This window comes from Rhizobium sp. PRIMUS64, from assembly GCF_023006465.1.
GTDB classification, from domain to species: Bacteria; Pseudomonadota; Alphaproteobacteria; order Rhizobiales; family Rhizobiaceae; genus Rhizobium; species Rhizobium leguminosarum.
In genome coordinates this window covers 1-22,807 of record NZ_JALBGX010000023.1, presented here as the reverse complement: position 1 = coordinate 22,807, position 22,807 = coordinate 1, and the positions used below count along the sequence as shown (strand labels likewise).

The following is a 22,807-nucleotide window of genomic DNA, read 5'->3' as shown; positions in this document are numbered from 1 at the left end:
CAAATCGGTTGTTTTGCAGGGATCGCTTTTCTGGTCTTGTGCTCGCGAATTTCGGCTTGACAGATATTGGATCAGGCGAGATGATCATTTACCGAACCGGTTCGATATGATGTTGAACCGGAAAACAGGGAGGAGAAACCTGTGATGAGTTCGGAACGCCAGCCGGAAAATCCGGCATCGGGAGGGGCGGACAAACACGCCTGGTTCAGCCAGGATCGCCTGGGCATGTTCATCCATTGGGGCCTCTATGCCTTGGGAGCCCGGCACGAGTGGTTGAAGAACCGCGAAGAGCTGACCGACGACCACTACCAGCGCTATTTCGACAATTTCGATCCCGATCTCTACGATCCCAAGGAGTGGGCGCGGCGGGCACGTCTTGCCGGCATGAAATATGTCGTGGTGACGACCAAGCACCACGAGGGTTTCTGCCTCTGGGACAGCAAGGTGACGGACTACAAGGCGACGAACACGCCCTGTGGCAAAGATCTGCTCACGCCGCTGGTCGACGCCTTCCGTGCCGAGGGGCTGAAGATTGGCTTCTACTATTCGCTGCTTGACTGGCACCATCCCGATTTCCCGATCGACGTTCACCATCCGCTACGCAACCATCCCGACGCCAAGGCGCTGAACGCTGGCCGAAACATAGCCAACTACGCTGCTTATATGCGCGAACAGGTGCGCGAGCTTCTGACCGGCTTCGGCCGCATCGACATCATCTGGTTCGATTTCAGCTATCCCGGGCGCGAATATCGCGGCCTGCCCGGCAAGGGGCGCGCCGACTGGGAGAGCGAGCGCCTGGTCGATCTGGTGCGCGGGCTGCAGCCTGAAATCATTGTCAACAACCGCCTCGACCTGCCGCCCGGCAATCTGCCAGACGTGACGACGCCGGAGCAATATACACCGCGCGTGGCCCCCGCCATCGCCAGCCAGGGGGTACTCTGGGAAGCCTGCCACACCTTCAGCGGCTCTTGGGGTTATCACCGCGACGAAGATACCTGGAAGAGCCCGGAACAGATCATCCAGCTGCTGATCGATTCTGTCGCGCTCGGCGGCAACCTGCTGATGAATGTCGGTCCGACCGGCCGAGGCACGCTCGATGCACGCGCCATTGGCGCGCTCGAGGTCTATCAGAACTGGATGGAAGTCAACGCGCGCTCTATCTACGGGGCAGGGCCATCCGGCCATCCGGTGCCGGCCGGCTGTCGTTATACCCAGCGCGGCAACCGCCTTTATCTGCATGTTTACAACTGGCCTTACCGCCACATCCACATCGAAGGTCTCGCTGACAGGATCGCCTATGCGCAGTTCCTGCATGACGCCAGCGAGGTGCACTGGCTGAGCCATGCCAAAGATGTGGATTCCAATATCGGCGTGACGGTGCCGGAAGGCATGATCACGCTCGAACTGCCGGTCCGGCGCCCGGACGTTACCGTGCCGGTGATCGAGATCGTCCTGAAGGCGTGAGCTCGATCGCACTCGCGTGTCCTTTGCGTTCATGGAGGGAGGAGAAACCCATGAAGGTTCTGAAGAAAACGCTTTTGCTTGCCGCTATCGGCAGCAGTCTTTTTGCCACCGCCGCATCGGCCGAACAGGTCAACCTGACCTGGCAGATGTGGACCGGCTCCGAAACCGACACCAAGAGCTGGCAACACCTGGCTGAGATGGTGACCGCCAAGTATCCCGACATCAAGGTGACGCTGACGACGACGGGCTGGGTCGATTATTGGACGAGGCTGCCGGTGCTGGCGGCATCGGGACAACTCGCCGACATCGTTTCCATGCAGTCGCTGCGCATGCCGAACTTCTATTCGCTGCTCGAGCCTCTGAATGACCGGATCGAGGCTGACAAATTCGACGTCGGCGCCTTTACCCCCTCGATCATTGGCGGCATGTCCGTCGAAAAGCAGCTTTACGGCCTGCCCTACGATGTCGGTCCGTGGGTCATCTATTATAACCAGGACGCGCTCGAAGCCGCCGGCGTACCGCTGCCGAAGCCGGGCTGGACGCTTGCCGAGTTCACCGATGCCGCCAAGAAGCTGACGAAGGACGGCAAGTACGGCTTCGGTATCACTCCGACCAACTATTCGGTCCTGGCCGCGGCCTGGGGCGACAAATACGTCAACGACGCCGGCGAGCTTGACTTGACCAGTGCGAGCGCAGTTGCCGCCGCCGAGAGAGTGATCGGTTTCGCCGCCAAGGATAAGATCGCGCCGCTGGTTCCCTCGGGTGGCGCGGATCCCGGTGATGTCATCCAGGGGCGGTTCAATTCGGGCAATGTCGCCATGTATATCGACGGCCCCTGGTCGATCATCGGCATGAAGGATCAGGCCAAGTTCAAGATCGGCCTCACCACCCTGCCGCGCGATGAGGGCGAACTTTCCGCCGTCACCGCAGGCTCCGGTTTCGGCATCGCCACGACGAGCAAGAACAAGGATGCTGCCTGGAAGGCGATCCAGGTGCTGACCAGCCCTGAAGCCTTATCCTATCTCGCTGAGCAGGGCCGTGCCCTGCCGGCGCGCACGGCGTCGCAATCCGCCTGGTACAAGGTGGCGGCCAAGGACATCACCAATGGCGGCGAGGCCATCGACTATTCCCTGGCGCACTCCGTGCCCTACGTGATCACCAACAACTGGGCGGCGGTGGAAAACCTGTTCAACCAGTATTTCCCGCCGGCTTTCGCCGGCAGCGCCGATGCCAAGCAGACGATGGAGTCTATCCAGAGCCTTGCACAGCAATAGAGCCCGCGCGTCCGACAGGACGCGCGGTCGCTTTGAAATCTGCGCATGATCCTATCGGAAAATCGATTCCGATTTTCGGGTCATGCGCCAGCTCGCGCTGCGGCAGGTCCTGCCGCGCATGGAGGAAGACATGTCGCAAAGCGCTGTTGCCGCAGTTCCCTTGCAGCCCGGTCAGCCACGGCGCTTCCTGAAGCCGGAGACGCAGACAGCCATGCTGTTCCTGCTGCCGAGCTTCCTCGGCTTCATGGTCTTCATGGCGCTGCCGATCCTGGCGTCGCTGGCGCTCAGCTTTACCAATTGGCAGCTGATCTCGACGCCATCCTTCGTGGGCTTTCAGAATTATATCAGGCTCTTCACTGTCGATCCGGCCTTCTACACCGTATTGAGCAACACGCTGTTCTTCGCCGTCGAGTATCTGGCGCTGAATATTATCGTCTCGCTAACGCTCGCGGTCTGGATATCGAGCCTGAAGCGCGGCAAGGCGGTCTTCCGGGTGATCTTCTTCCTGCCGACCTTCACGCCCACCATCGCCGCATCGGTGGTATGGCTGCTGATCTTCACGCCGGACGGGCTGGCCGACAGCATCATCCGCGCGCTCGGCCTCGGTCTGCCGAATTTCCTGTTGAGCTCGAGCTGGGCCATGCAGGCGGTCGTGCTCGTCACCCTGTGGGCGAATGTCGGCTACAACGTTGTGATGTTCAACGCCGCGCTCGACCTCGTGCCGAAGCATTACCTCGAGGCGGCGACGATCGACGGTGCCAATGCCTGGCAGCGCTTCTGGCGCATCCGCCTGCCGCTCATATCGCCGACCATCTTCTTTGGCACCGTGATGACGGCGATCACCTCGCTGCAGGTCTTCGACGAGATATTCGCGATGACGCGCGGCGGCCCGGGCTCGGCGACGGCCACGCTCGGTTTCGCCATCTACCAGAAGGGCTTCACCAACTTCCAGATGGGCTATGCCTCCGCATTGGCCTGGGTGATGTTCGTCATGATCATGGCGCTCACCATCCTGCAATTCCACATGCAGCGCAAATGGGTGCATTATGACGATTGATCCGACCTCACGGCATCCGCATTCCGTGTCCCAGCATCGTCACCGCATATTGCGGCGCGTCGGCACCTTCGTCAGCTACACGGCACTTTCGCTGATCGCACTGCTTTTCCTCTTCCCCTTCTTCTGGATGGTGTCGAACGCGGTGCGCTCCAATGCCGAGGTGATGGCCGTGCCGGTCCGCATCTTCCCCGAGGAGTATCGTTGGGGAACATTCGTCGAAGCCCTGGTTTCCCTGCCGTTCGGAACCTTCCTGTTGAATTCCTTCGTGGTCGCCTGCGGCGTCACGGCGATCGTGATTGCGGTATCCTGCCTGTCTGCCTACGCTTTTGCCCGGCTAAAGTTTCCCGGCCGGGAGGGGCTGCTGCTCACCTATCTCAGTACGCTGATGATCCCGCAGGTGATGCTGGTCATCCCGCTGTTTCTCATCGTCAGCAAGTTCGGCTGGATCAACACCTATCACGGCATGATCCTGCCGGTCGCCTTCAGCTCCTTCGGCACCTTTCTGCTGCGGCAGTTCATCCTCGGCATTCCCAAGGATCTCGACGAGGCGGCGATGATGGACGGGGCTTCGCGCCTGCGCATCCTGGTCACGGTCATCGTTCCGCTTGCCATGCCGGCCATCGGCCTCTTGTCGCTGTTCACCTTCATCGCGCAGTGGAAGAGCTTCCTCTGGCCGCTGATCGCCACCAGCGGCGTTGAAAAAGCCACGCTGCCGCTCGGGCTCACCCTGTTCCAGACACAGCAAGGCACCGCGTGGAACTACATCATGGCGGGTGCGACGATCTCCATGCTGCCGGGCGTCGTCCTAGCCATCGTGCTGCAGAGGGTGATCTACAAGGGTATCACCGTCAGCTCCGGCTTTGGTGGACGCTAATAGTTAAAAAACAAAGATTTAAGCGCATCGCATCAAGTTTGTTGTGATGCCCTTCAAGTCCGCTCGGTTGCCGCCCAAGAAGGCGCTCGTGCCGTCGCAATCATCTCCTCGCGCCTAACTTTTGCTTCCGGCCGAAAAGTAAAATTTAACCAAAATTTGAAATAACGCATTTCATATCCGAATTGTGCAGGGGAATTCATGAAAACGGCCACGCTTGCATCCATCGCCTTGGCGATATCGATCTCTGCTGCCCATGCCCAGACGATCGGGGTTTCGATGTCCGATCTCGACAAATTCAGAACGGTGCTTCTCAACGGCGTCGTCTCGCATGGGCAGACGATATCCGGCCTCAAGCTCGTCACCGAGAATGCCAAGGGCGACAACGAAGTCCAGAAGCAGCAGGTGCAGAAGCTCATTGCCGACAAGGTCGACGCGATCATTCTTGCCGTCTCCGATGGCGACCTTGGGCCGCAAATGACCAAGATGGCGGCAGATGCCGGCATTCCGCTTGTGTACATTAACAACGTTCCTTCCAACCTGTTGGACCTGCCGGACAATCAGGTGGTGGTCGCCTCCAACGAGAAGGAGTCCGGAACGCTGGAGACCAAGCAGGTCTGCGCGCTCCTCAAAGGCAAAGGCCGCGTCGTCGTGCTGATGGGCGAACCCTTCCACGCGGCCGCCCGCGCCCGCACCCAGGACATCTCCGACGTCATCGCCACGCCGGACTGCAAGGGCCTTCAGATCGCCGAGCGGCAGGCCGCCTATTGGTCGCGCGATTATGCCGACCAGCAGATGCAGGAATGGCTGTCGGCCGGCGTCAAGTTCGATGCGGTCATCGCCAATAATGACGAGATGGCGCTCGGCGCGATCCGGGCCATGAAGAAAGCCGGCATGCCGATGAAGGATGTTGTCGTCGCCGGCGTCGACGCGACCGACGACGCGCTCGCCGCGATGGTGGCAGGCGATCTCGACGTCACCATTCTCCAGAGCGCCGTCGGACAGGGGGCCGCCGCTGTCGATGCCGCCGTCAAGCTGATCCGCAAAGAGAAGGTACCGCGCGAAAACAACGTTCCCTTCGAACTCGTCACACCTGAGAACATTGCCACCTATCTGCCGAAGAGCCAGTGAGCATAAGAGGACTATGATGTTGCATATCTGGAATAAATTCGGCATTCGCGCGCAGATCACCTCCGGCTTCGTGCCGCTGATCCTGTTGATGAGCCTGCTCACGGTCAGCGCGATCTCGGGCATGAATGGGCTCGCCTCCATCTTCGCGTCCTATCGCGCCACGGCTGGTCAAAGTCTCGCCATCTCGGACTACAGCGACCAGCTGAACGAGATTCAGATGTCGGCGGAAGCCTTCCGCTCCACGCCGACGCAGGATGTCGTCGATCGCTTCCGCGCCGGTGTGAAAGCGTTCGACGCCGACGACCCGCGTTTTGCCGGCAACAAGGACCTGCAGTCCGGCCTTGCGGCGATCCGCCAGGACATTGCCGCCTACGGCAAGGCTTTCGAACAGATCGTCTCCCTTCAGGCCAGGCGTGACGCCTTGATTTCCAAGGTCACCGAATTCGGCCCCTGGACCAGCATCGCGCTCAACGACGTCGTGCGCAGCGCCTGGCGCCAGAACGATGTGGCCCTGTTGCAGATGACGGCAGCGACGCTGGAGGCTTTGAACCGCAGCCTCTATTTCTCCGAACGTTTCGTGCATTCCAACGATTTTGCGGCCTATGACACCGCGCAGGCGGCACTCGCCGAGGCGGTCACGCTCAACGAAGCCGCCGCCAAGGCCGCGAAGAACGAGCTGCAGAAGAAGCGCCTGATGGGCGCCGGCCAGCTCATGCAGAACTACACCGCCCGTCTCGGCGACATGAAGGACGTCTTGCAGGCCTCCGGCAATATTCGCCAGACGCAGCTCAGCGTGCTCGCTCCGAAAATATCAGGCGGCTTCAAGGACCTGCAGGCCACCGTCACGGGCGCGCAGAAGACCCTGGACGGTTCGGTGGACGCAACGGTTGCCTCTGCGACCAGCACGACGCTGGTCATCAGCGGGCTGCTGATCGTGATCGGTCTCGTCCTTTCCTATTTCGTCGGCCGGCTGATTTCCTCTGCGGTCCGTAACATGGCACAGTCCATGGAGCAGCTTGCCCGCGGCGAGGAAGGGATCGTGATAACGGGCGTTGAGCACCGCCACGAACTGGGGGCCATGGCGCGTTCGCTGAAGGTTTTCCAGGAAACGGGGCGCGCCAAGCTGATCGCCGAAGCCAATGCCGAACGCGCCCGCCTGGCCGCCGAGGAAGAGCGGCTCCGCCAGGAGGCGGAGCGGCTCAGCGATGCGCAGGTGATGGAGCATGCCTTCCGCCAGATTTCCGTCGGGTTGGACGCGCTTTCCAAGGGCGATCTCACCGTCCGCGTCGGCGAAGTCGACCATCGCTATGTGAGGATCCGGGATCATTTCAACAATTCGGTCGCGAGCCTCGAAGAGGCGGTCGACTCGGTCATTCGCGCCGTCGCCACCATCCGGTCCGGCCTTGCGGAAATCTCCACGGCGTCCAACGATCTCGCCCGCCGCACCGAGCAGCAGGCAGCCTCGCTGGAGGAGACCGTCGCGGCGCTGGGTGACGTGACCCGCGGCGTCAACGGAACGGCGGAGGGCGCAAGCCGCGCCCAGGGTGTCGTGGCAACGGCCCGCACCAATGCCGAAAAGGGCGGCGAGATCGTTGCCCGCGCCATCGACGCGATGACGGAAATTCAAAATTCGTCGTCGAAGATCGGCAACATCATCAGCGTCATCGACGAGATCGCCTTCCAGACCAACCTGCTGGCGCTGAACGCCGGCGTGGAAGCGGCGCGCGCCGGCGAGGCAGGCAAGGGCTTTGCCGTCGTCGCCCAGGAAGTCCGCGAGCTCGCCCAGCGCTCCGCCAACGCGGCAAGGGAGATCAAGCAGCTGATCTCCACCTCCTCGGCGCAGGTCAAGACCGGCGTCCAGCTGGTGGGTGAATCCGGCCTCTCGCTCGAACAGATCGTCGAGCAGGTCACCGCCATGAATGCGACCGTGGCCGAGATCGCCGTTGCCGCCCGCGAGCAGGCGACGAGCCTGCGCGAGGTCTCGGCCGCCGGCGACCAGATGGACAAGGTGACGCAGCAGAACGCCGCAATGGTCGAAGAGACCACGGCGGCCGCCCAGAGCCTGACACATGAAACCGAAAGCCTCGCCGAGCTGCTGCGGCGGTTCAGGACGGGCAGCGGCCGGGCGGCGGAACATCGCCACTACGCGATGGCATCCTGACGTTCGGATGCAGGCAAGCAAACGCCGCCGCCTCGAAAGGGCGGCGGTGAGCGAATGTCTGGCGTCGCTTCAGTGGCTTCCGGATGCCGGACCGGCGGAGTGGCCGGCAATGCTCTTGCGAACGTGACGAACCGCTGTCCAGACGGCAAAGAGCACGAGCGGGATGGCGCCGAGAACGGCGAGCTTCGCCACGTGGGGATCGACACCCAGTTCGGAAATACTTTCGAGGCAGATCTTCGCCAGGCCGACGGTGTAATAGGTGATGGCGATGACGGAGAAGCCTTCGACCGCCTGCTGGATATGAACCTGGATGCGCGCCCGTTCTTCCATCGATGTCAACAGCGATGCGTTCTGATCTTCGAGCTGAACCTGCACGGTGGTTCTAAGGAGGTCTCCGGCAAGGCTGACGCGTTCGGCCAGTTCATCGAGGCGGCGTTCGGCGGCTTCGACCGAGCGGACGGCTGGTTGAAAGCGCCGATCGATAAAGGTGCCGAGCCGCTGGCGCTGTTCGACACGTTCCTCACGAAGCTCCGACACTCTGCTCGCGACAATTTCGGCATAGGCTTTCGTCGCGCCGAAGCGGTGGCGGGCGAGCGCCGAGAAGTTGAGAACGTCCGAAGAGAGCCTGGTCACCTCGGAAAGCAGTGCCTTGTCGACCTTGATCGCACTCTGCATATGCGCGATCAGCAGGTCGAGGCGTCGGTCGAAGACGGAGAGCTTCGAGACCGTCTCGCGGGCCATCGGCAACGCCAGCAGCGCCATCATCCGGTATGTCTCGATCTCCAGGAAACGCCTGACCATGCGGCCGGTGCGATAGGCATTGAGGTTGCGGTTGAAGAACAGAAATTCGACGAAACCGCTGTCGGTCAGCCGGAAGTTCGAATGCACTTCCGCGTCGCCGCCGCCGACCTGAGAGGCGACATAGTCGAGCCTCGGTTTTTCCGGACGCTGCCCGTCCTTCTCGTCCCGCACCAGCACCCGAACGGCCGCGATAATCTTCCCGTCGATCTGGCGGCAGCAGGCCTGAAAGGCTTCAGGCGGATTGCTGCCGGGTTCGGCCGACGCGGGAACGACGAAGGTCAGGGTGAGGAACTCGGTATGCGCCTCCCACTTCAGCCGGCCGTCGCCGATGCGGCCGATGCCGTGGTTGCCCTCGCGGGTCGTGGAGACATCCTCCAGTCCCGGCAGGGAATTCGGTATCTGAGGAGGGGCATTTTCTCCAACGATAGCGACGTGCCACACATCCGTGTCGCCATCGAAGTAAAGCGACGGCCGCGCGTGGAGCTCGTTGTGAAGTTCCCTTCGCAGCGGATGCTCGGAGCCCATCGGCATGGAAATGCACCTCTATAAGGTAGACAGTCGCTGGGTCGCCGGACGTAACCGGGTTGCCGGCATGTGTGAATTGACCTGGATCCGCAGGCTGACGCAGACCGATAACGCCTATAGCCTCTCCCAAACCGGATGTCACGACGCCTTCGCCAGCGGAGGCGCCATGCACGAAACGAAAAAGCCACGGCCCTGTTGCGAGGCCGTGGCTGCAGCATGCGCGCATTGTGCGGGACAACGCGTGACCGGTTACTTGGCGGCGAGCGCCTCGTTGACCTTGTCGACGTCGGCACTCATTGCCTTGAAGGTCTCGTCTAGGGAGAGCTCGCCGACGATCAGCTGGCTCATCCTCTGAACGATGAGCTGATAGATGGCGGAGGATCCCTTGAGACGTTCCAGGTCCCGGGCTGCCTGCGGCACGCTATTGCGGCTTCCGAGGAAGACGGCCATCGCCTCCTTGGCATTCTTGCTCTCGAGCTTGTATTGCGGGTCCTTGATGTCGGCGCCCGTCAGGATGACGTAGTTTTCAGCGATTTCACGCTGGACCTTTTCAGAGCCAAGGAATTCGATGAACGCGGCAACGGCCTCCGGAGACTTGGTGCGCTTGAAGCCGACGATCGCGGTGCCACCCGGCATCGCATAGCAGCCGGCATCGCCGCACGGCGCGCTGATCGCCGTCCAGTCGAAGGCGTCGCCGATCTTCTTCTGGAACGGATTGACCATCCAGTTGCCGGCGAGATAGGTCACGACGTTGCCGTTGACGAACTCGTCACCCATGTTCTTGTACTGGGTTCCGCCGGCAGCACCCCACATTTCCTTCGGGAAGGAGCCGTCCTTCGTCCAGCCGTAGAGATCCGTGACATAGCGCTTGGCGGCATCGTCGGGGAAGAAGAACTTGCCGTCCTTGACGTAGTTCGAGCCGTAGGAGAATGCCGCGCCGGAGAAGCGATGGCCCGAGCGATCCATCGTGAAGGGGATCTGGGCACCGGTCGCCTTGGCAACACGCGCCGAAGCTTCGACGATGTCCTTCAGCGTGGCGGTGGGCTTCGGAAGCGGTTCGCCGGCCTGTTCGAACAGCGTCTTGTTGACGAAAGGCAGGTTGAAGGTCTGCGACGCGATATAGCCGTTGATCGACTGCGGATCGTTGACGCCGGGGAAGCGAAGTGTGTTCAGGCTGTCGCCGTGCAGCTTAGCGAAGCCATCCGGGTCCTTCATGTAGGGACGCATGTCGAGGTAATAGGGGGCAAGCTGCCAGTCGGTGATCTTGGCGATGTCAGGGCCTTCGCCGACGGCAAGCTGTACCGGCAGCTGCTTGGCGACCGCATCATAGCCCGAAGAGACGAAATTGACCTTGATGTCTGGATGCGCCGTCTCGAATTCCTTGCTGAGCGCTTCCATCCGCTCGACGTAAGCCTGGTCGTCGTCGGTGAACAGAAAGGTGATTGTCTTGGTTTCCGCCATGGCCGCGCCGGACCATGCGAAAGAAGCGGTAGCCAGCGCCACTGCGAGGGCACCTGAAAGATAGGTTTTCATTTTCATCCTCCCATGAAAACATTTTCATCAATCGCGGCCTCGGCCATCGATAAATCAATTTCATATACTTGACATTCGTTCCGTCAAGCTATTTTCTGCGGCAATAGCGATGTTTTTGAGCAATTTGCAAAAATAGCGCGCACAAAAACCTAATGAAAATATTTTCATAGGATTGCGGAGGAGGCGGTCTGTGAAAACGGAATGCATCAAGCAGCCGGACGATATGGCGCCAGCATACAGCGTGGCTGAAGGGCAAACGATCACGGCATGGGCCGTTTCCGGCCTCATCGCCAGCTATTTTCCCGGCGAGCCCGCGCCGGCCGAAGACCGCGTGAACTATCGTTTCATCAACGGTTTCGTCGATGTAGGCGACCTGCCCTGCCGCAAGGCGTTCTGGTCCACCATGGTGGGGCGGCCGCTCTCGCCCGACACCTCCTGGCCGACCGAAAGCCTCAATCTTCCCGGCTCGAACCGCCGCGTCGAGTTCACCGGCTTCTGGCATGTGCCGACGCATCTCAGGCGATGGCTGAAGGGCACGTTCAGAACGGAGACTGCGCGAACGCTCAATCTCAGACTGAAGACCTGCGGCGGCGTTCGCATATGGGTCAACGGGCAGGAGGCGGTGCGCTTCGAACCCTTCAAGCGCAATGTCGAGAGCGCGACCGACATAAGCCTGTCCCTTGAAACTGGCGACAACCAGATTCTCGTTCACACCGAAGACCTGGCCGAGCGCGACACGACGTGGTTTTTCGAGCTCGAGATCCTGGACGAGGAGCCGCTCTGCGTATTGTTGCCCGTATCGCTGGATCAGAATGAGGTCCGCGAGCTGGAGGCCCTTGCCCGTGGCGTCCGCCCGGCCCGCGACGTCTTCGTCAATCAGCCGCTGGAGATCATATTCGGCACCGCGCCCGAACGCGACTTGCCTGTCGAGATCAAGGTCATCGGCCATGGTCATGAACGGCCCGTTCTCGCGCACTCACGATTGACGCTGCGCGCCCATCAGAGCAGCCTCACGGCCGACGATGTCTGGAACATTGCGGACGGTTATCACGGCGTCCACATGACGATCGGCTCCGGCACGGGCTCGGTCACCCGCGTCATCGATGCTGCCTTCATGAGCAGCATTTCACCGTTGCCATCAGAGGCATCGCTCGCCGCCCGCAAGCGGCAGGCGCTCGAATACAGCGCCCGCTTCGGCGCAAACCGCGTCGGGCGCCTCATTGCGATGATGGAAACCGGTCACCACGACCAGGAAAGCTTCGACCGCATCATCGACGCGACGCTCGCCTCCATCGATGCGCGAGAGGATTGCTCGGATTTCATCATGGTGCCGCTCTTGTGGCTGCTCGGCGCCTATGCCGACCGGATGTCCGATGCCGTGGTCGCTCGTATCCGGCATTCCGTTCGCTCCTATCGTTACTGGGTCGACGAGCCGGGCAACGACGCGATGTGGTTCTGGAGTGAGAACCATGTGCTCTGCTTTCATACGAGCCAGCTGCTGGCGGGACTTCTTCTGCCCGACGAGGTGTTTTCAGCCTCGGGCCGGACGGGGCGGCAGCAGGCGGAAATAGCCGGCGAGCGGCTCGGGCGCTGGTTCGACAGCGTCGAAGCCCATGGATTGGCGGAGTGGAACTCGGCGGCCTATTACCCGATCGACTTCATTGGCCTGCTGGCACTGGAGCGCTGGGCCGAGATGGCGATGTCAGCGCGCGCCCGCGCCCAGATCGATCTCATCTTCCGCATGATCGCCCTGCATACGCTCGCAGGCGTTCCGGCCGGATCGCAGGGGCGCGCTTACGACAAGGAGTTGCGTGCCGGCCCGCTGACCGAGCTTGCGCCCTTCGCCCAGGTCGCCTTTGGAACCGGCTGGTTGAACAACGGCGTTGCGGCATTGACCATGTTCTGCGCCGGCGGCTACGAGCCGCCCGACGATCTGGCCGAGCTTGCAGCACTTGCGCGGGGAAGAAGCGTCGAGGCGCGTTATAGCCAGGGGCTCGAGAGCGGAAAACTCGTGCTGTTCAAGAACGAGGCGGCGCAGCTTTCGACCGTCGTCGATCACAAGACCGGCCAGAAGGGACATCAGCAGCATGTCCTCGACATCCGGCTGGCCGGCCACCCGATGGCGAGGCTGTGGGTCAACCATCCCGGCGAGGACGATCCCTGGGGCAATCAAAGGCCATCCTATTGGGCCGGCAATGGCATCCTGCCGCGCGTTGCCCAGCATCGCGACGTCGCCCTGCTGATCGAGGACACAAGCGACGCACGCCATGCATGGACGCACGCCTATATCGGCCGCGACGGCCTGGACGATCTCATCATCGAAGACAAGTGGCTCATCGCGCGATCGGGCAGGGGATTTTCCGCGCTCTGGGCGTCGAACGGGCTGGAGCTGATCACCGACGGCCCGACCGCCGGCCGCGAGGCGCGCTCACACGGATCGCTTTGCGGCTGGGCTGGTATCGTCGGATGTGGCAACGACGACGCCTTCAAGGCTTTCATCGAACGCCTTTGCCGGACGGCAATTTCCTTCGATCACGGGCTTCGGCGTCTCTCCCTGACGCCGCCGGGTGGCCCGGCGATCTGCCTGTCCTATGCCGACGGCCTTTCGATCGGCGGCGAGGCGAGGCCCTTCACCCACGATCAGCCGCACCCGATCCTCACCCACGACAGTGCTGCCTCCGGCGCCGGCACTGACGGACCCTTCTACTCTTGAAACATAGGTCTCCAGCATGAACACAACATCTGTCGATAACGCCGCGCTCCTGACGACGATCGATCGCGTGGCAACGGCTTTCAGCCGGCTCAGGGGCATCAAGGAAGGTCTCGTGTCCGGAAATTCCGCCTCCGGAATCCAGTTCGACGAATGGGACTGGGAAGTCGGCGTCGGTCTCTACGGCTTCCTGCGGCGCGCCATTTCCACCAATGATCAGAAGGCGATGCAGGAACTGGTGACCTGGTATGCCGGACAGATCGAACGCGGCCTGCCGCCGCGCCAGATCAACAGCACGGCGCCGATGCTGCCGCTAGCGATCCTCGTCCAGCATGTCGACCGTCCGGATTTTCGCGCTCTCGTCGAGGATTGGGCCGAATGGCTCGTCAAGGAACTGCCCAAGACCGAGGACGGCGGCTTTCAACACGTCGTCAAGGAGCGCCTCAACGACGGCGAGTTGTGGGACGATACGCTGTTCATGGCCTGCCTGTTTCTCGCCCGGGCCGGCGTGCTCTGCGAACGCAGCGAATGGATCGACGAGGCCGTCTATCAGTTCGTGATCCACACCCGTTACCTCTCCGATCCGGTCAGCGGGCTCTGGTATCACGGCTGGACCTTCAACGGGCGGCACAATTTCGCCAATGCCTTCTGGGCGCGCGGCAATGCCTGGATCACGGTCGCCATCCCTGAGCTCTTCGACCTTGTTCCGACGCTCGGCGAGAAGGACCGGCGTTTTCTGTCGAACGTCCTCGTCAGCCAGGTGCGCTCCTTGAAAGCATACCAGCGGCCGGATGGCATGTTCACCACGCTTCTGGACGATCCGTCTTCGCCGTTGGAAACCTCGGCCACGGCAGGCATTGCCTATGGCATATTGCGGGCCATCGATGCCGGCATTCTCGACAAAGACGACAGGGCCTATGCGGAGCGCGCGCTTGCGGCGGTGTTGGCGCAGATCGACGAAGAAGGCGTCGTCCACGGCGTCTCGGACGGCACGCCGATGGGCCATGACCTCGATTTCTACAGGCGCATCCCCAACGTGCCGACGCCTTATGGCCAGGCGCTGACCATGCTGCTCCTGACGGAAGTCTTTCTCGAGAACGGCGAACGCCAATGAGCTCGGTGTCTCTTGTCGCGATCGAGCCGGCGGAGGGCGACGATACGGTCCGCCTGCAGGCGGCCATCGACGGCTTGTCGGCTTCGGGCGGCGGACGCGTGGAGCTCACGGCGGGTATCCATGTCTGCCGCGGGCTCCAGCTCAAATCCGGCGTCGGCCTTCATCTGGCCGCCGGCGCGATCCTGCGTCCCGTTCCGGATTATGCCGCCTACACGCATACGAGTGTTTCGGTGATTGCCGAAAAGTCGGATCGCGGCATGATCGTCGCCAAGGATGCGCGGCGGATCAGCCTGACCGGGGCGGGTCGCATCGAAGCCGGTTGCGATAGCTTCATTGTGGGGGACGACGAGACCGTCGGAACCTTCATCCCGGCCGAATTTCGGCCCCGCGTTGTGGTGTTCGAAGGCTGCGACGAGGTCGAGATCAGCTCCATCCATATCAGCCGCTCGCCGATGTGGACGTTGCACTTCGTCAACTGCACCGATGTCGCCGTCAGGAACGTGACCATCGACAACGACCGCCGCCTTCCCAACACGGACGGCATCGTTCTGGATGCCTGCCGCGGCGCCGTCATCGAGGACTGCCGGATATCGACGGCCGACGACGGCATATGCCTGAAGACGAGCATCGGTCCTGATCGTGTCGCCATCGGGCGATGTGAAAACATTCTCGTCCGCCGCTGCTCCGTTCAGAGCCTCAGCTGCGCGCTGAAGATCGGCACGGAAACGCATGGCGACGTCACCAACGTCGTGTTCGAGGATTGCAGCGTCTCATCCTCCAACAGGGCGCTCGGCGTCTTTTCGCGCGACGGCGGCCGGATATCCAACGTGAGGTTTTCGAGAATTGCGGTAGAGTGCCGCGAGACCCCCGATGGTTTCTGGGGCTCGGGGGAGGCGCTGACCGTCAATGTTGTCGACCGTGTCACGGAACGCACGGCGGGCGCCATCGAAAATCTCATCGTCGAGGACATAACCGGGCGGATGGAGGGGGCGATCACAGTCATTTCGACCTCGTCGGCCGGCATCGGCAACGCATCGCTGGCGCGCATCGCCTTGGACCAGCAGCCTGGGCAACTCGGCACCGCGCGGTCCTACGACCTGCGTCCGACGAACGCGGACCTTTCCCCAAAGGCCGATGGCGGCGGTCGGGCCAATGCCTGGACCCGCGGGTCGGACGGCCGGGTGATCGGTCTTGAGCACTATCCGGGAGGAATGCCGGCCGTCTACGTGGCGGGGGTCACCGGGATCTTGATGAACGAGGTGCGGGTCACAAGGCCGACACCGCTGCCGCAAGGCTGGAACAAAAACGACGCCGTCTTCGAAACGGCGGCACCTGATGGGAGTGGGGCATGGCAGAACTGAAGCTTTCCAACGTCAACAAGTCGTATGGCTCGGTCAAAGTCCTGCATGACGTCGAACTCGATATCAAGGACGGCGAGTTCGTCGTCTTCGTCGGTCCGTCGGGATGCGGCAAGTCTACCCTGCTGCGCGTCATCGCCGGCCTCGAAGAGGTGACGTCGGGCGCAATCGCGATCGGGGCGCGCGACGTCAGCGCGCTCTCGCCGGCCGAGCGCAAGATCGCGATGGTCTTCCAGTCCTACGCGCTCTATCCGCATATGAGCGTTCGCAAGAATCTCGCTTTCGGCCTGGAGAACCTGAAGTTCAAGCGCGCCGAGATTGAGGCGCGGATTGCCGAAGCTGCCAGGATGCTGGCAATCGAGCCCTATCTGGACCGACGCCCGAAGCAGCTTTCGGGCGGCCAGCGCCAGCGCGTGGCGATCGGCCGGGCCATCGTGCGCGAACCGGATATTTTCCTCTTCGACGAGCCGCTGTCCAATCTCGACGCGGCGCTGCGCGTCCAGACCCGGGCCGAGATCACCAAGCTCCACCGCGACATCAAGACGACGATGATCTATGTCACGCATGACCAGGTCGAGGCGATGACGATGGCCGACAAGATCGTCGTGCTGCGCGCCGGGCGGGTCGAGCAGGTCGGAGCACCGCTTGATCTGTTCGACAGCCCGCGCAATCTCTTCGTCGCGGGCTTCCTCGGCTCGCCGCGCATGAACATCATCAAGGGCAAGGTATCAGGCATCGGCGAAAGCGGCGTCACCATCGATGTCGGCAATGGCGGCAAGATCGTCAGCGATGTCGATCCTGCCGGCATTGCGGTCGGCCAGGCCGTTCTCGCCGGCATCCGGCCCGCGCATTTTTCACGCTCCAGCGAGCAGGGCCTGCCGTTCATCGTCCAGTATCACGAGGGCCTCGGCACCGAGACCTATGTCTACGGCAACCTTGCAGGACAGGACGAGCAGATCATCATTCATGAGGCCGGCCATTTCGCGCCGGCGCCTGGGGATCATATCCTGATCGACGCCGCCCCGGGGCGGGTTCATCTGTTCGATCCCGAGAGCGGCCTGGCTTTTGTCCGGCGGCCCGGACAGGGGAGGCGCTGAACATGGCGGCGCTCAAGGCAGGTGCATTGCTGTCACAGGCAGGCGAAGCGGCGATGAGGGTGGTCGAAGCCCCGATGAATGCGATCGAGCGCATCTTCGGCCGCAAGCGCATGCCATGGCTGTTCCTGGCGCCGAACCTCGTTCTGTTCGCCATCTTCACGTTCCTTCCGATCGCGATTGCGATTGGTTACGCCTTCACCGGCGGCACCAATCTTTTCGTGTCGGAGCGCCCCTTCGTCGGCCTGGACAATTTCCGCACGCTGCTTTCCTGCGGCAATTATCTGCAGCCGGGAACCTGCCAGGAATCGCTGTTCTGGACCGCTGTGTGGAACACGCTCTGGTTCGTGGCCTTCAATGTCGTCGCCACATTGCTGGTGGCGCTGATCACGGCGCTGATCCTCAATCGGGCGATCGTCGCGCGTGGCTTCTTCAGGGCGATGTTCTTCTATCCCGTCTTGCTGTCTCCCGTCGTCATCGGCCTCATCTGGAAATGGTTCCTCGATCGCAACGGGCTGCTGAACGCCTTCTTCCAGATGATCGGCGTTCCCCCTGAAATCTTCCTGCTCGATGTCGGCTGGTCGCGCTTCTTCGTCGTCGTCGTATCGGTCTGGTTTCACATGGGTTTTTACACCCTCATCCTCCTCGCCGGCCTCCAGGCCATTCCGAAGGAGCTATACGAGGCTGCCTCCATCGATGCCGCCTCGCCACGCCGCACGCTGTTCAGGATCACGCTTCCCCTCTTGGCCCCGAACCTCTTAGTCGTGTTCATTCTGTTGATGATCAAATCCGTCCAGATCTTCGACGAGGCCTGGGTTTTGACCAATGGCGGCGGGCCCGGCACGGCCAACAGCTTCATCGTCCAATATATCTACCAGATGGCGTTCGGCAGCGATCTTCGCCTCTTCGGTCTCGCATCCGCGGCATCGGTTCTCATGGGGCTGGTGCTTCTGGTTCTCACCCTCATACAGCTGCGCATCGGCAAGCGAATGGAGTCCTGAGATGAACCCGATCAGCTTTTTCACGCGCACACGCCGGGCCGGACGCATCGATATAACCGACATATTGTCATGGGTCTGGCTGATCGGCGGAACCTTTGTGGTGTTGCTTCCGGTCCTCTGGGCGGGCCTCTCCTCGCTGAAGCCGGCCGCCGAGATCACCCGGTTTCCGCCGACGCTGCTTCCCCGGGCCGCCGTCGAACAGACCGTGCCCGGCTTCGACAAGCCGCTCAGCCTCTGGCAAGTCACTGTCGACGGCCAGCAGCGTGAAATGGCCATGGTCCGCCGCATCGGCCTCAAAGCCCAGATGGTCGACCCTGCAAATCCGGGACCACCCGTCAGCGTCGACGTCAAGGGGATGACGCCGGTACAGAAGCTGACGGTCGCCACGCAAAATTACACCGATCCGCTGACGCGCTTCAACTTCCTGACCTTCCTCAAGAATTCAGTGTTCGTCACCTTCGTCGCAACGCTCCTGACGCTGATCGTCAACGCCATGGCGGCCTTCGCCCTGTCGAAATACAAATTTGCTGGTGATACGACGGTCTTCGTCATCATCATTTCGACGCTGATGATCCCGCTCGCCGTCGTCATGGTGCCGGCCTATCTTGTTATCGTCGGGGTCGGGCTTGCCGACAACCTCTGGGGCGTCATCCTTCCGACGGTCGCCTCTCCGACCGCCGTCTTCCTGCTACGGCAATATATGCTGACCATCCCCGACGAGCTGATAGAGGCGGCGCGCGTCGATGCGGCGAGCGAATTCTGCATCTTCTGGCGCATCATCCTGCCGCTGACGGCACCGGCTCTCGCGGTGCTGGCGATCTTTTCGGTGCTCTGGCGGTGGAACGATTTCCTCTGGCCGCTCATCGTCCTCAACAGCCGCGAGAATTTCACCCTGCAGGTCGGTCTGAACGCGTTTCAGGGCGAGTTCTCGGTGCAGTGGCACTATATCTTGGCGATGACGTTCCTCAGCCTGCTGCCTGTCACCGTCGTCTTCCTGTTCCTGCAGAAGTACATCACCACGGGCATCGCCGGAACAGGCATGAAATGAACGGCGAGGCGGGGAGAAAGATCTCCTCGCGGCCGCCGAAGAACCATACTGTCTTCCTCCCGGCTGAGGCGCGTCGCATTGAACTTGTTTCATGCGGCGCGCTTCGGTCTTTGTCTTGGGCATGGCTCTCAAGCGGTCGTCCATTGTTGAGTGACATGCACCCTTGCTGGGCAGTGAAGTTCACACCTATTCGTCTGAACCGCTCCAAATTTGTTCAGGCAAATGCCGGGGAGTTGAGCACAATCCCCGGCACCCAACCATCTAGCGCGGCGGCGCGATGCTGCCGCGCAGGACGAGATGGCATCCGAGTTCCAGGCGATGGGCGGGCCGCTGCGGATCGTTGGCAATCAGCCGCTGTTCGATGAGCGCCAAAGCGGCGGCACCGAGCCTGTCGGTGGGAACGCTGATTGTCGAAAGCGGCGGACGGCTGAATTCGCCGGGGACGATGTCGTCGAAGCCCAGGACGGAGATCGCTTCGGGCACGCGTATGTCGCGATCGGCCAATGCCTTCAGGCAGCCAAGCGCCAGATTGTCGGCGGCGCAGAAGACGGCGGTCGCCCCTTTCATCGTGGGATCGCGGTCGAGCAGCGTGTTGATGGCAGCCTCGCCGTGCCTGGGCTCATATCCCTCGGCCTCGACGATCATATCGTCCGGCACGGGAAGCTGGGCGGCGAAAAAGGCGTCGGTAAAGCCGTCATATCGGCGCTGGATCGTTGTGCGGCCCTTCCAGGTCAGGTGCAGGATGCGGCGATGCCCGAGTGCGAGCAGGTGCTCGATGCCGAGCCTTGCCCCGAAGCGGTTTTCGGGGGTGACCGTATCGACCAGCATGGCTGGGTCTTCGCCGTTGACGATGACGACGGGCATATCAGGGGAGGCGAGGCTTCGGATGAGTTCCGGCTGATCATCGTTCAGAACCACGATGCCATCGGCGCGCTCGGAGAGGGCGATCTGCCTGACCTGGGCGCCGTCGATGCGACGGCCGGTGCTGACAAAGGGCACTATCCTGATGCCGCGACGCTCGCACTCCCTGCGAAGGCCGTTGAGGATCGTCCAGCTCACCAGGTTGAGGTCGCTCTCCGGCGCGGCATCGTCGGGAATGGCGAGAAGCAGGACGCGTAAGGTCGCGATCGTTGCCTTCTTCCTCCGGCGGTCGAGGTAACCTAGGCGTTTTGCCGAATCCAGAACCCTCTCGCGCACCTCGATCGTCAGCGGTGCGGTTCCGTTCAGTGCGTGCGAGGCCGTGCTCAGCGATACGTCAGCATCGCGCGCGACATCCTTGAGATTGACTTTGCGTTCCACTTTTTCCGTCACGAATTGAGGCCGTACCTTCGAAGGTATGGCTAACTCAATGTTTTTACATAAAAACTTGAGAAAAGCTACGTGCCTTGCGCGGTATTTTTCGTCATTCGGCGATCAGTTCTTGGCAAGCAGGCCGTTGAGCAACAGGTCGAAATAGGCCCGCAGGAAGGCTTCCTTGTTGGGCGTGGGTACGCGGCGGTCGTCGAATATCAGCCGCAGAACTGTCGTCGTCAGGATGGGCGCGACGACGATTTCGGAGAATTCCACCGGAATTTCGCGAAACTCCCCCGACGCCACACCCTCCAGAATGAGAGCGTCGACCTTGGCGATGATCGGCTCAATGAACTGATCGTGGTGGCGGTCGATCAGGTCGGGGAACCGGTGCCCTTCGGCAATGACGAGCCGCGTCAGCTCGCGAGTCGTGCGATCTTCGGCGATTTGGTCGTAGAGCAGGCCGAGAATGGAAAGCAGCCGGTCGGTGGCGCTGCCGCTGAGGCTTGCAGTGATCCCCAGCAACTCCTGAAACGGCACGGAGAAGTGGTTGATCATGGCTTCGAAAAGCTTCTCCTTCGTCTCGAAGTAGACGTACACCGTACCCTTGGTGACGCCGACCCTGTCGGCGATGTCTTCGACGCGCGTGCCGGTGAAACCGCTTCTCACGAACTCCTCGAAGGCGGCATCCAGGATCTGGATGGGCCGCAGCGCTTTCTGTTCCGCGCGCGTGATCTTCTTCTGATTCTGAGCTGCCATTTGCCTCGCCTCCCGTGTTGCGCACGCCCTCGTTCCTGCGGCACAAAGTTTCATTGACTAATGCGTCAGTCAATTATATAGGAGCTGCCGTTGAGAGCAAGAGGTCAACTATGAGAACCATTCTGGTCGCCACAGCGATCGTATGCGCCATCGGTCTCGGATCATGCAGCGATGAGCGCGGACCGACTGAGCCAACCCCACGGCAGGTCGGCGTTGTCGTCGCCAAGCCTGAGCCGTTGGTCCAAGGTGGCGCAATCACCGGAGATGTCCGCGCCCGTGTCCAGACCGATCTGTCCTTCCGCGTCAGCGGCAAGATCGTCGAGCGGCTGGTGGAGGTCGGGCAGTCCGTGAAGGCGGGGCAACTCCTCGCGCGCATCGATCCGGAAGAGCAGAAGGCTGACCTGGATGTGGCGGCAGCCAATCTTCAGTCGGCTGAGGCGCAACAGACCCAGGCGCAGCTCGCATACGACCGCCAGCAGAGCCTGTTTCGAACGCAGGTGACGACGCGTGCGGCACTCGACCAGGCGCAGGAGGCACTTCTGACCGCGCAGGCATCGACGAAGTCGGCGCAGGCGCTTTTCGAAACCGCCCAGGATACCCTGTCTTATACGGAGCTGAAGGCGGATGCCGACGGGGTGATCACCGCGCGCAACGCCGAGGTCGGGCAGGTGGCGCAGGCCGCCCAGGTCGTCTTCACCCTTGCCCATGACGGCGACCGGGATGCCGTCTTTGAGGTGGTCGAAAGCGCGTTCCTGCGCCCGATCGACGGCGACGGGACCGTGACCCTTCTGTCGAACCCGACGCAGAAGATCGCGGCGAAGGTTCGCGAGATTTCGCCGACGATCGATTCTTCCACCGGAACCATCAAGGTCAAGGTCGCGATATCGAGCGACGCTCCGATCCCTCTCGGCGCTCCCGTCGTCGGAAGGTTCAATTACGTCTCGCAGGACGTCATCCAGCTTCCCTGGTCGGCCATGACGTCCAAGGGCGGCAAGCCTGCCGTCTGGATCGTCGATCCCGCATCGTCTGCGGTTTCGGCAAGGGCAGTGGATGTCGCCGGCTACGAGACCGGGAGCTTCATCGTGAAGTCGGGTGTGTCGGAAGGAGATGTCGTGGTGACCGACGGGACCAAGTTCCTCAGGGCGGGTGAAAATGTGTCTTATGTCAAGGAAGCTTCCAAGTGAGTATTCGTTTCAACATAGTCGCACTGATGGTGGGCACGGCCCTGATCTCCTCTTGCGCAGCGCAGGAGGAAAGCAAGGACGAAGCGCCCCGTCCCGTGCTGTCGATGACAGTCAAGCAGATGGCCGCTACGAGCCTAGGCCTGACCGGTACGATCGAGCCGACGATCGAGACCGAACTCGGCTTCCGGATTCTCGGACGGATGATCGCCCGCAACGTCAATGTCGGAGATCTCGTTAAGAAGGATGATGTCGTTGCCGCGATCGATCCGCTGGCGCTGGAGCTTGCCGTGCGCAACGCGCAGTCGGACGTGGAAAATAGCGACGCCCAGCTCAGAAACGCGGTGACGTCGGAGCAGCGCCAGCGCGCGCTGCTGGAGTCGCGCTCCGGCACCGAAGCCTCACTCGAGGAGGCCGAGCAGGCAAGGCGAACCG

General features: G+C 61.8%; 17 protein-coding genes and 1 pseudogene. 14 read left to right on the top strand and 4 right to left on the bottom strand.

Annotated elements, in window-relative coordinates; genetic code table 11:
* Positions 1–141 precede the first annotated feature (141 nt).
* From MOV76_RS12235 to MOV76_RS12210, 6 genes are all read left to right on the top strand, one after another.
* A complete protein-coding gene (locus MOV76_RS12235) occupies positions 142–1,464 on the top strand; it encodes an alpha-L-fucosidase (RefSeq protein WP_168298384.1) in 1,323 nt (440 codons plus the stop codon).
* 50 nt (positions 1,465–1,514) lie between these two features.
* On the top strand, positions 1,515–2,738 hold the full coding sequence (locus MOV76_RS12230) for a sugar ABC transporter substrate-binding protein (protein WP_247264618.1): 1,224 nt from the start codon (positions 1,515–1,517) through the stop codon (positions 2,736–2,738).
* 82 nt (positions 2,739–2,820) lie between these two features.
* Positions 2,821–3,795: a carbohydrate ABC transporter permease gene (locus MOV76_RS12225; RefSeq protein WP_247264617.1), complete on the top strand. Its 975-nt coding sequence runs from the start codon at positions 2,821–2,823 to the stop codon at positions 3,793–3,795.
* Entirely contained in the window at positions 3,785–4,669 is an 885-nt protein-coding gene (locus tag MOV76_RS12220) for a carbohydrate ABC transporter permease (RefSeq protein ID WP_168298380.1), read from the top strand. The genes MOV76_RS12225 and MOV76_RS12220 overlap by 11 nt, the downstream gene beginning before the upstream one ends.
* Positions 4,670–4,867: 198 nt before the next feature.
* Positions 4,868–5,797, top strand: a complete 930-nt coding sequence (locus MOV76_RS12215) for a substrate-binding domain-containing protein (protein WP_247264616.1) — start codon at positions 4,868–4,870, stop codon at positions 5,795–5,797.
* Between the two features lie 16 nt (positions 5,798–5,813).
* Positions 5,814–7,958, top strand: a complete 2,145-nt coding sequence (locus MOV76_RS12210) for a methyl-accepting chemotaxis protein (protein WP_026188719.1) — start codon at positions 5,814–5,816, stop codon at positions 7,956–7,958.
* Between the two features lie 69 nt (positions 7,959–8,027).
* On the opposite strand, the gene MOV76_RS12205 is transcribed toward MOV76_RS12210, so the two are convergent.
* Both MOV76_RS12205 and MOV76_RS12200 read right to left on the bottom strand, forming a co-directional pair.
* Positions 8,028–9,290, bottom strand: a complete 1,263-nt coding sequence (locus MOV76_RS12205; RefSeq protein WP_003562811.1) for a DUF3422 domain-containing protein — start codon at positions 9,288–9,290, stop codon at positions 8,028–8,030.
* A 243-nt stretch (positions 9,291–9,533) separates the two neighbouring features.
* Complete coding sequence (locus tag MOV76_RS12200; RefSeq protein WP_032994176.1) at positions 9,534–10,817, bottom strand: ABC transporter substrate-binding protein; 1,284 nt, start codon at positions 10,815–10,817, stop codon at positions 9,534–9,536.
* Between the two features lie 190 nt (positions 10,818–11,007).
* Between MOV76_RS12200 and MOV76_RS12195 the strand changes: the two genes are divergently transcribed.
* The 6 genes from MOV76_RS12195 to MOV76_RS12170 are packed head-to-tail and all read left to right on the top strand — an operon-like array spanning position 11,008 to position 19,142.
* Positions 11,008–13,530 carry a hypothetical protein gene (locus MOV76_RS12195; RefSeq protein WP_247264615.1) on the top strand — a complete coding sequence of 841 codons (2,523 nt, stop codon included), beginning with the start codon at positions 11,008–11,010 and terminating at the stop codon, positions 13,528–13,530.
* Positions 13,531–13,546: 16 nt separating this feature from the next.
* Positions 13,547–14,641 carry a glycoside hydrolase family 105 protein gene (locus tag MOV76_RS12190; RefSeq protein WP_247264614.1) on the top strand — a complete coding sequence of 365 codons (1,095 nt, stop codon included), beginning with the start codon at positions 13,547–13,549 and terminating at the stop codon, positions 14,639–14,641.
* On the top strand, positions 14,638–16,002 hold the full coding sequence (locus tag MOV76_RS12185) for a glycoside hydrolase family 28 protein (RefSeq protein ID WP_247264613.1): 1,365 nt from the start codon (positions 14,638–14,640) through the stop codon (positions 16,000–16,002). The genes MOV76_RS12190 and MOV76_RS12185 overlap by 4 nt, the downstream gene beginning before the upstream one ends.
* Positions 15,990–17,096, top strand: a complete 1,107-nt coding sequence (locus MOV76_RS12180) for an ABC transporter ATP-binding protein (protein ID WP_247264612.1) — start codon at positions 15,990–15,992, stop codon at positions 17,094–17,096. The genes MOV76_RS12185 and MOV76_RS12180 overlap by 13 nt, the downstream gene beginning before the upstream one ends.
* A gap of 2 nt (positions 17,097–17,098) precedes the next feature.
* Positions 17,099–18,094, top strand: coding sequence for a carbohydrate ABC transporter permease (locus MOV76_RS12175; protein ID WP_105009032.1), 996 nt, complete (start codon positions 17,099–17,101; stop codon positions 18,092–18,094).
* Position 18,095: 1 nt separating this feature from the next.
* Entirely contained in the window at positions 18,096–19,142 is a 1,047-nt protein-coding gene (locus tag MOV76_RS12170; protein ID WP_003562795.1) for a carbohydrate ABC transporter permease, read from the top strand.
* Positions 19,143–19,403: 261 nt separating this feature from the next.
* On the opposite strand, the gene MOV76_RS12165 is transcribed toward MOV76_RS12170, so the two are convergent.
* Together MOV76_RS12165 and MOV76_RS12160 are read right to left on the bottom strand one after the other, a co-directional pair.
* A complete protein-coding gene (locus MOV76_RS12165; protein WP_047620873.1) occupies positions 19,404–20,441 on the bottom strand; it encodes a LacI family DNA-binding transcriptional regulator in 1,038 nt (345 codons plus the stop codon).
* 114 nt (positions 20,442–20,555) lie between these two features.
* Complete coding sequence (locus MOV76_RS12160) at positions 20,556–21,191, bottom strand: TetR/AcrR family transcriptional regulator (protein ID WP_018245908.1); 636 nt, start codon at positions 21,189–21,191, stop codon at positions 20,556–20,558.
* 110 nt (positions 21,192–21,301) lie between these two features.
* Between MOV76_RS12160 and MOV76_RS12155 the strand changes: the two genes are divergently transcribed.
* The gene (locus MOV76_RS12155) at positions 21,302–22,375 is read left to right on the top strand and encodes an efflux RND transporter periplasmic adaptor subunit (protein ID WP_247264611.1); all 1,074 of its coding nucleotides are present in this window, start codon (positions 21,302–21,304) and stop codon (positions 22,373–22,375) included.
* A pseudogene (locus MOV76_RS12150) lies at positions 22,372–22,807 on the top strand (efflux transporter periplasmic adaptor subunit); the annotation flags it as partial. The gene MOV76_RS12155 and the pseudogene MOV76_RS12150, both read left to right, overlap by 4 nt.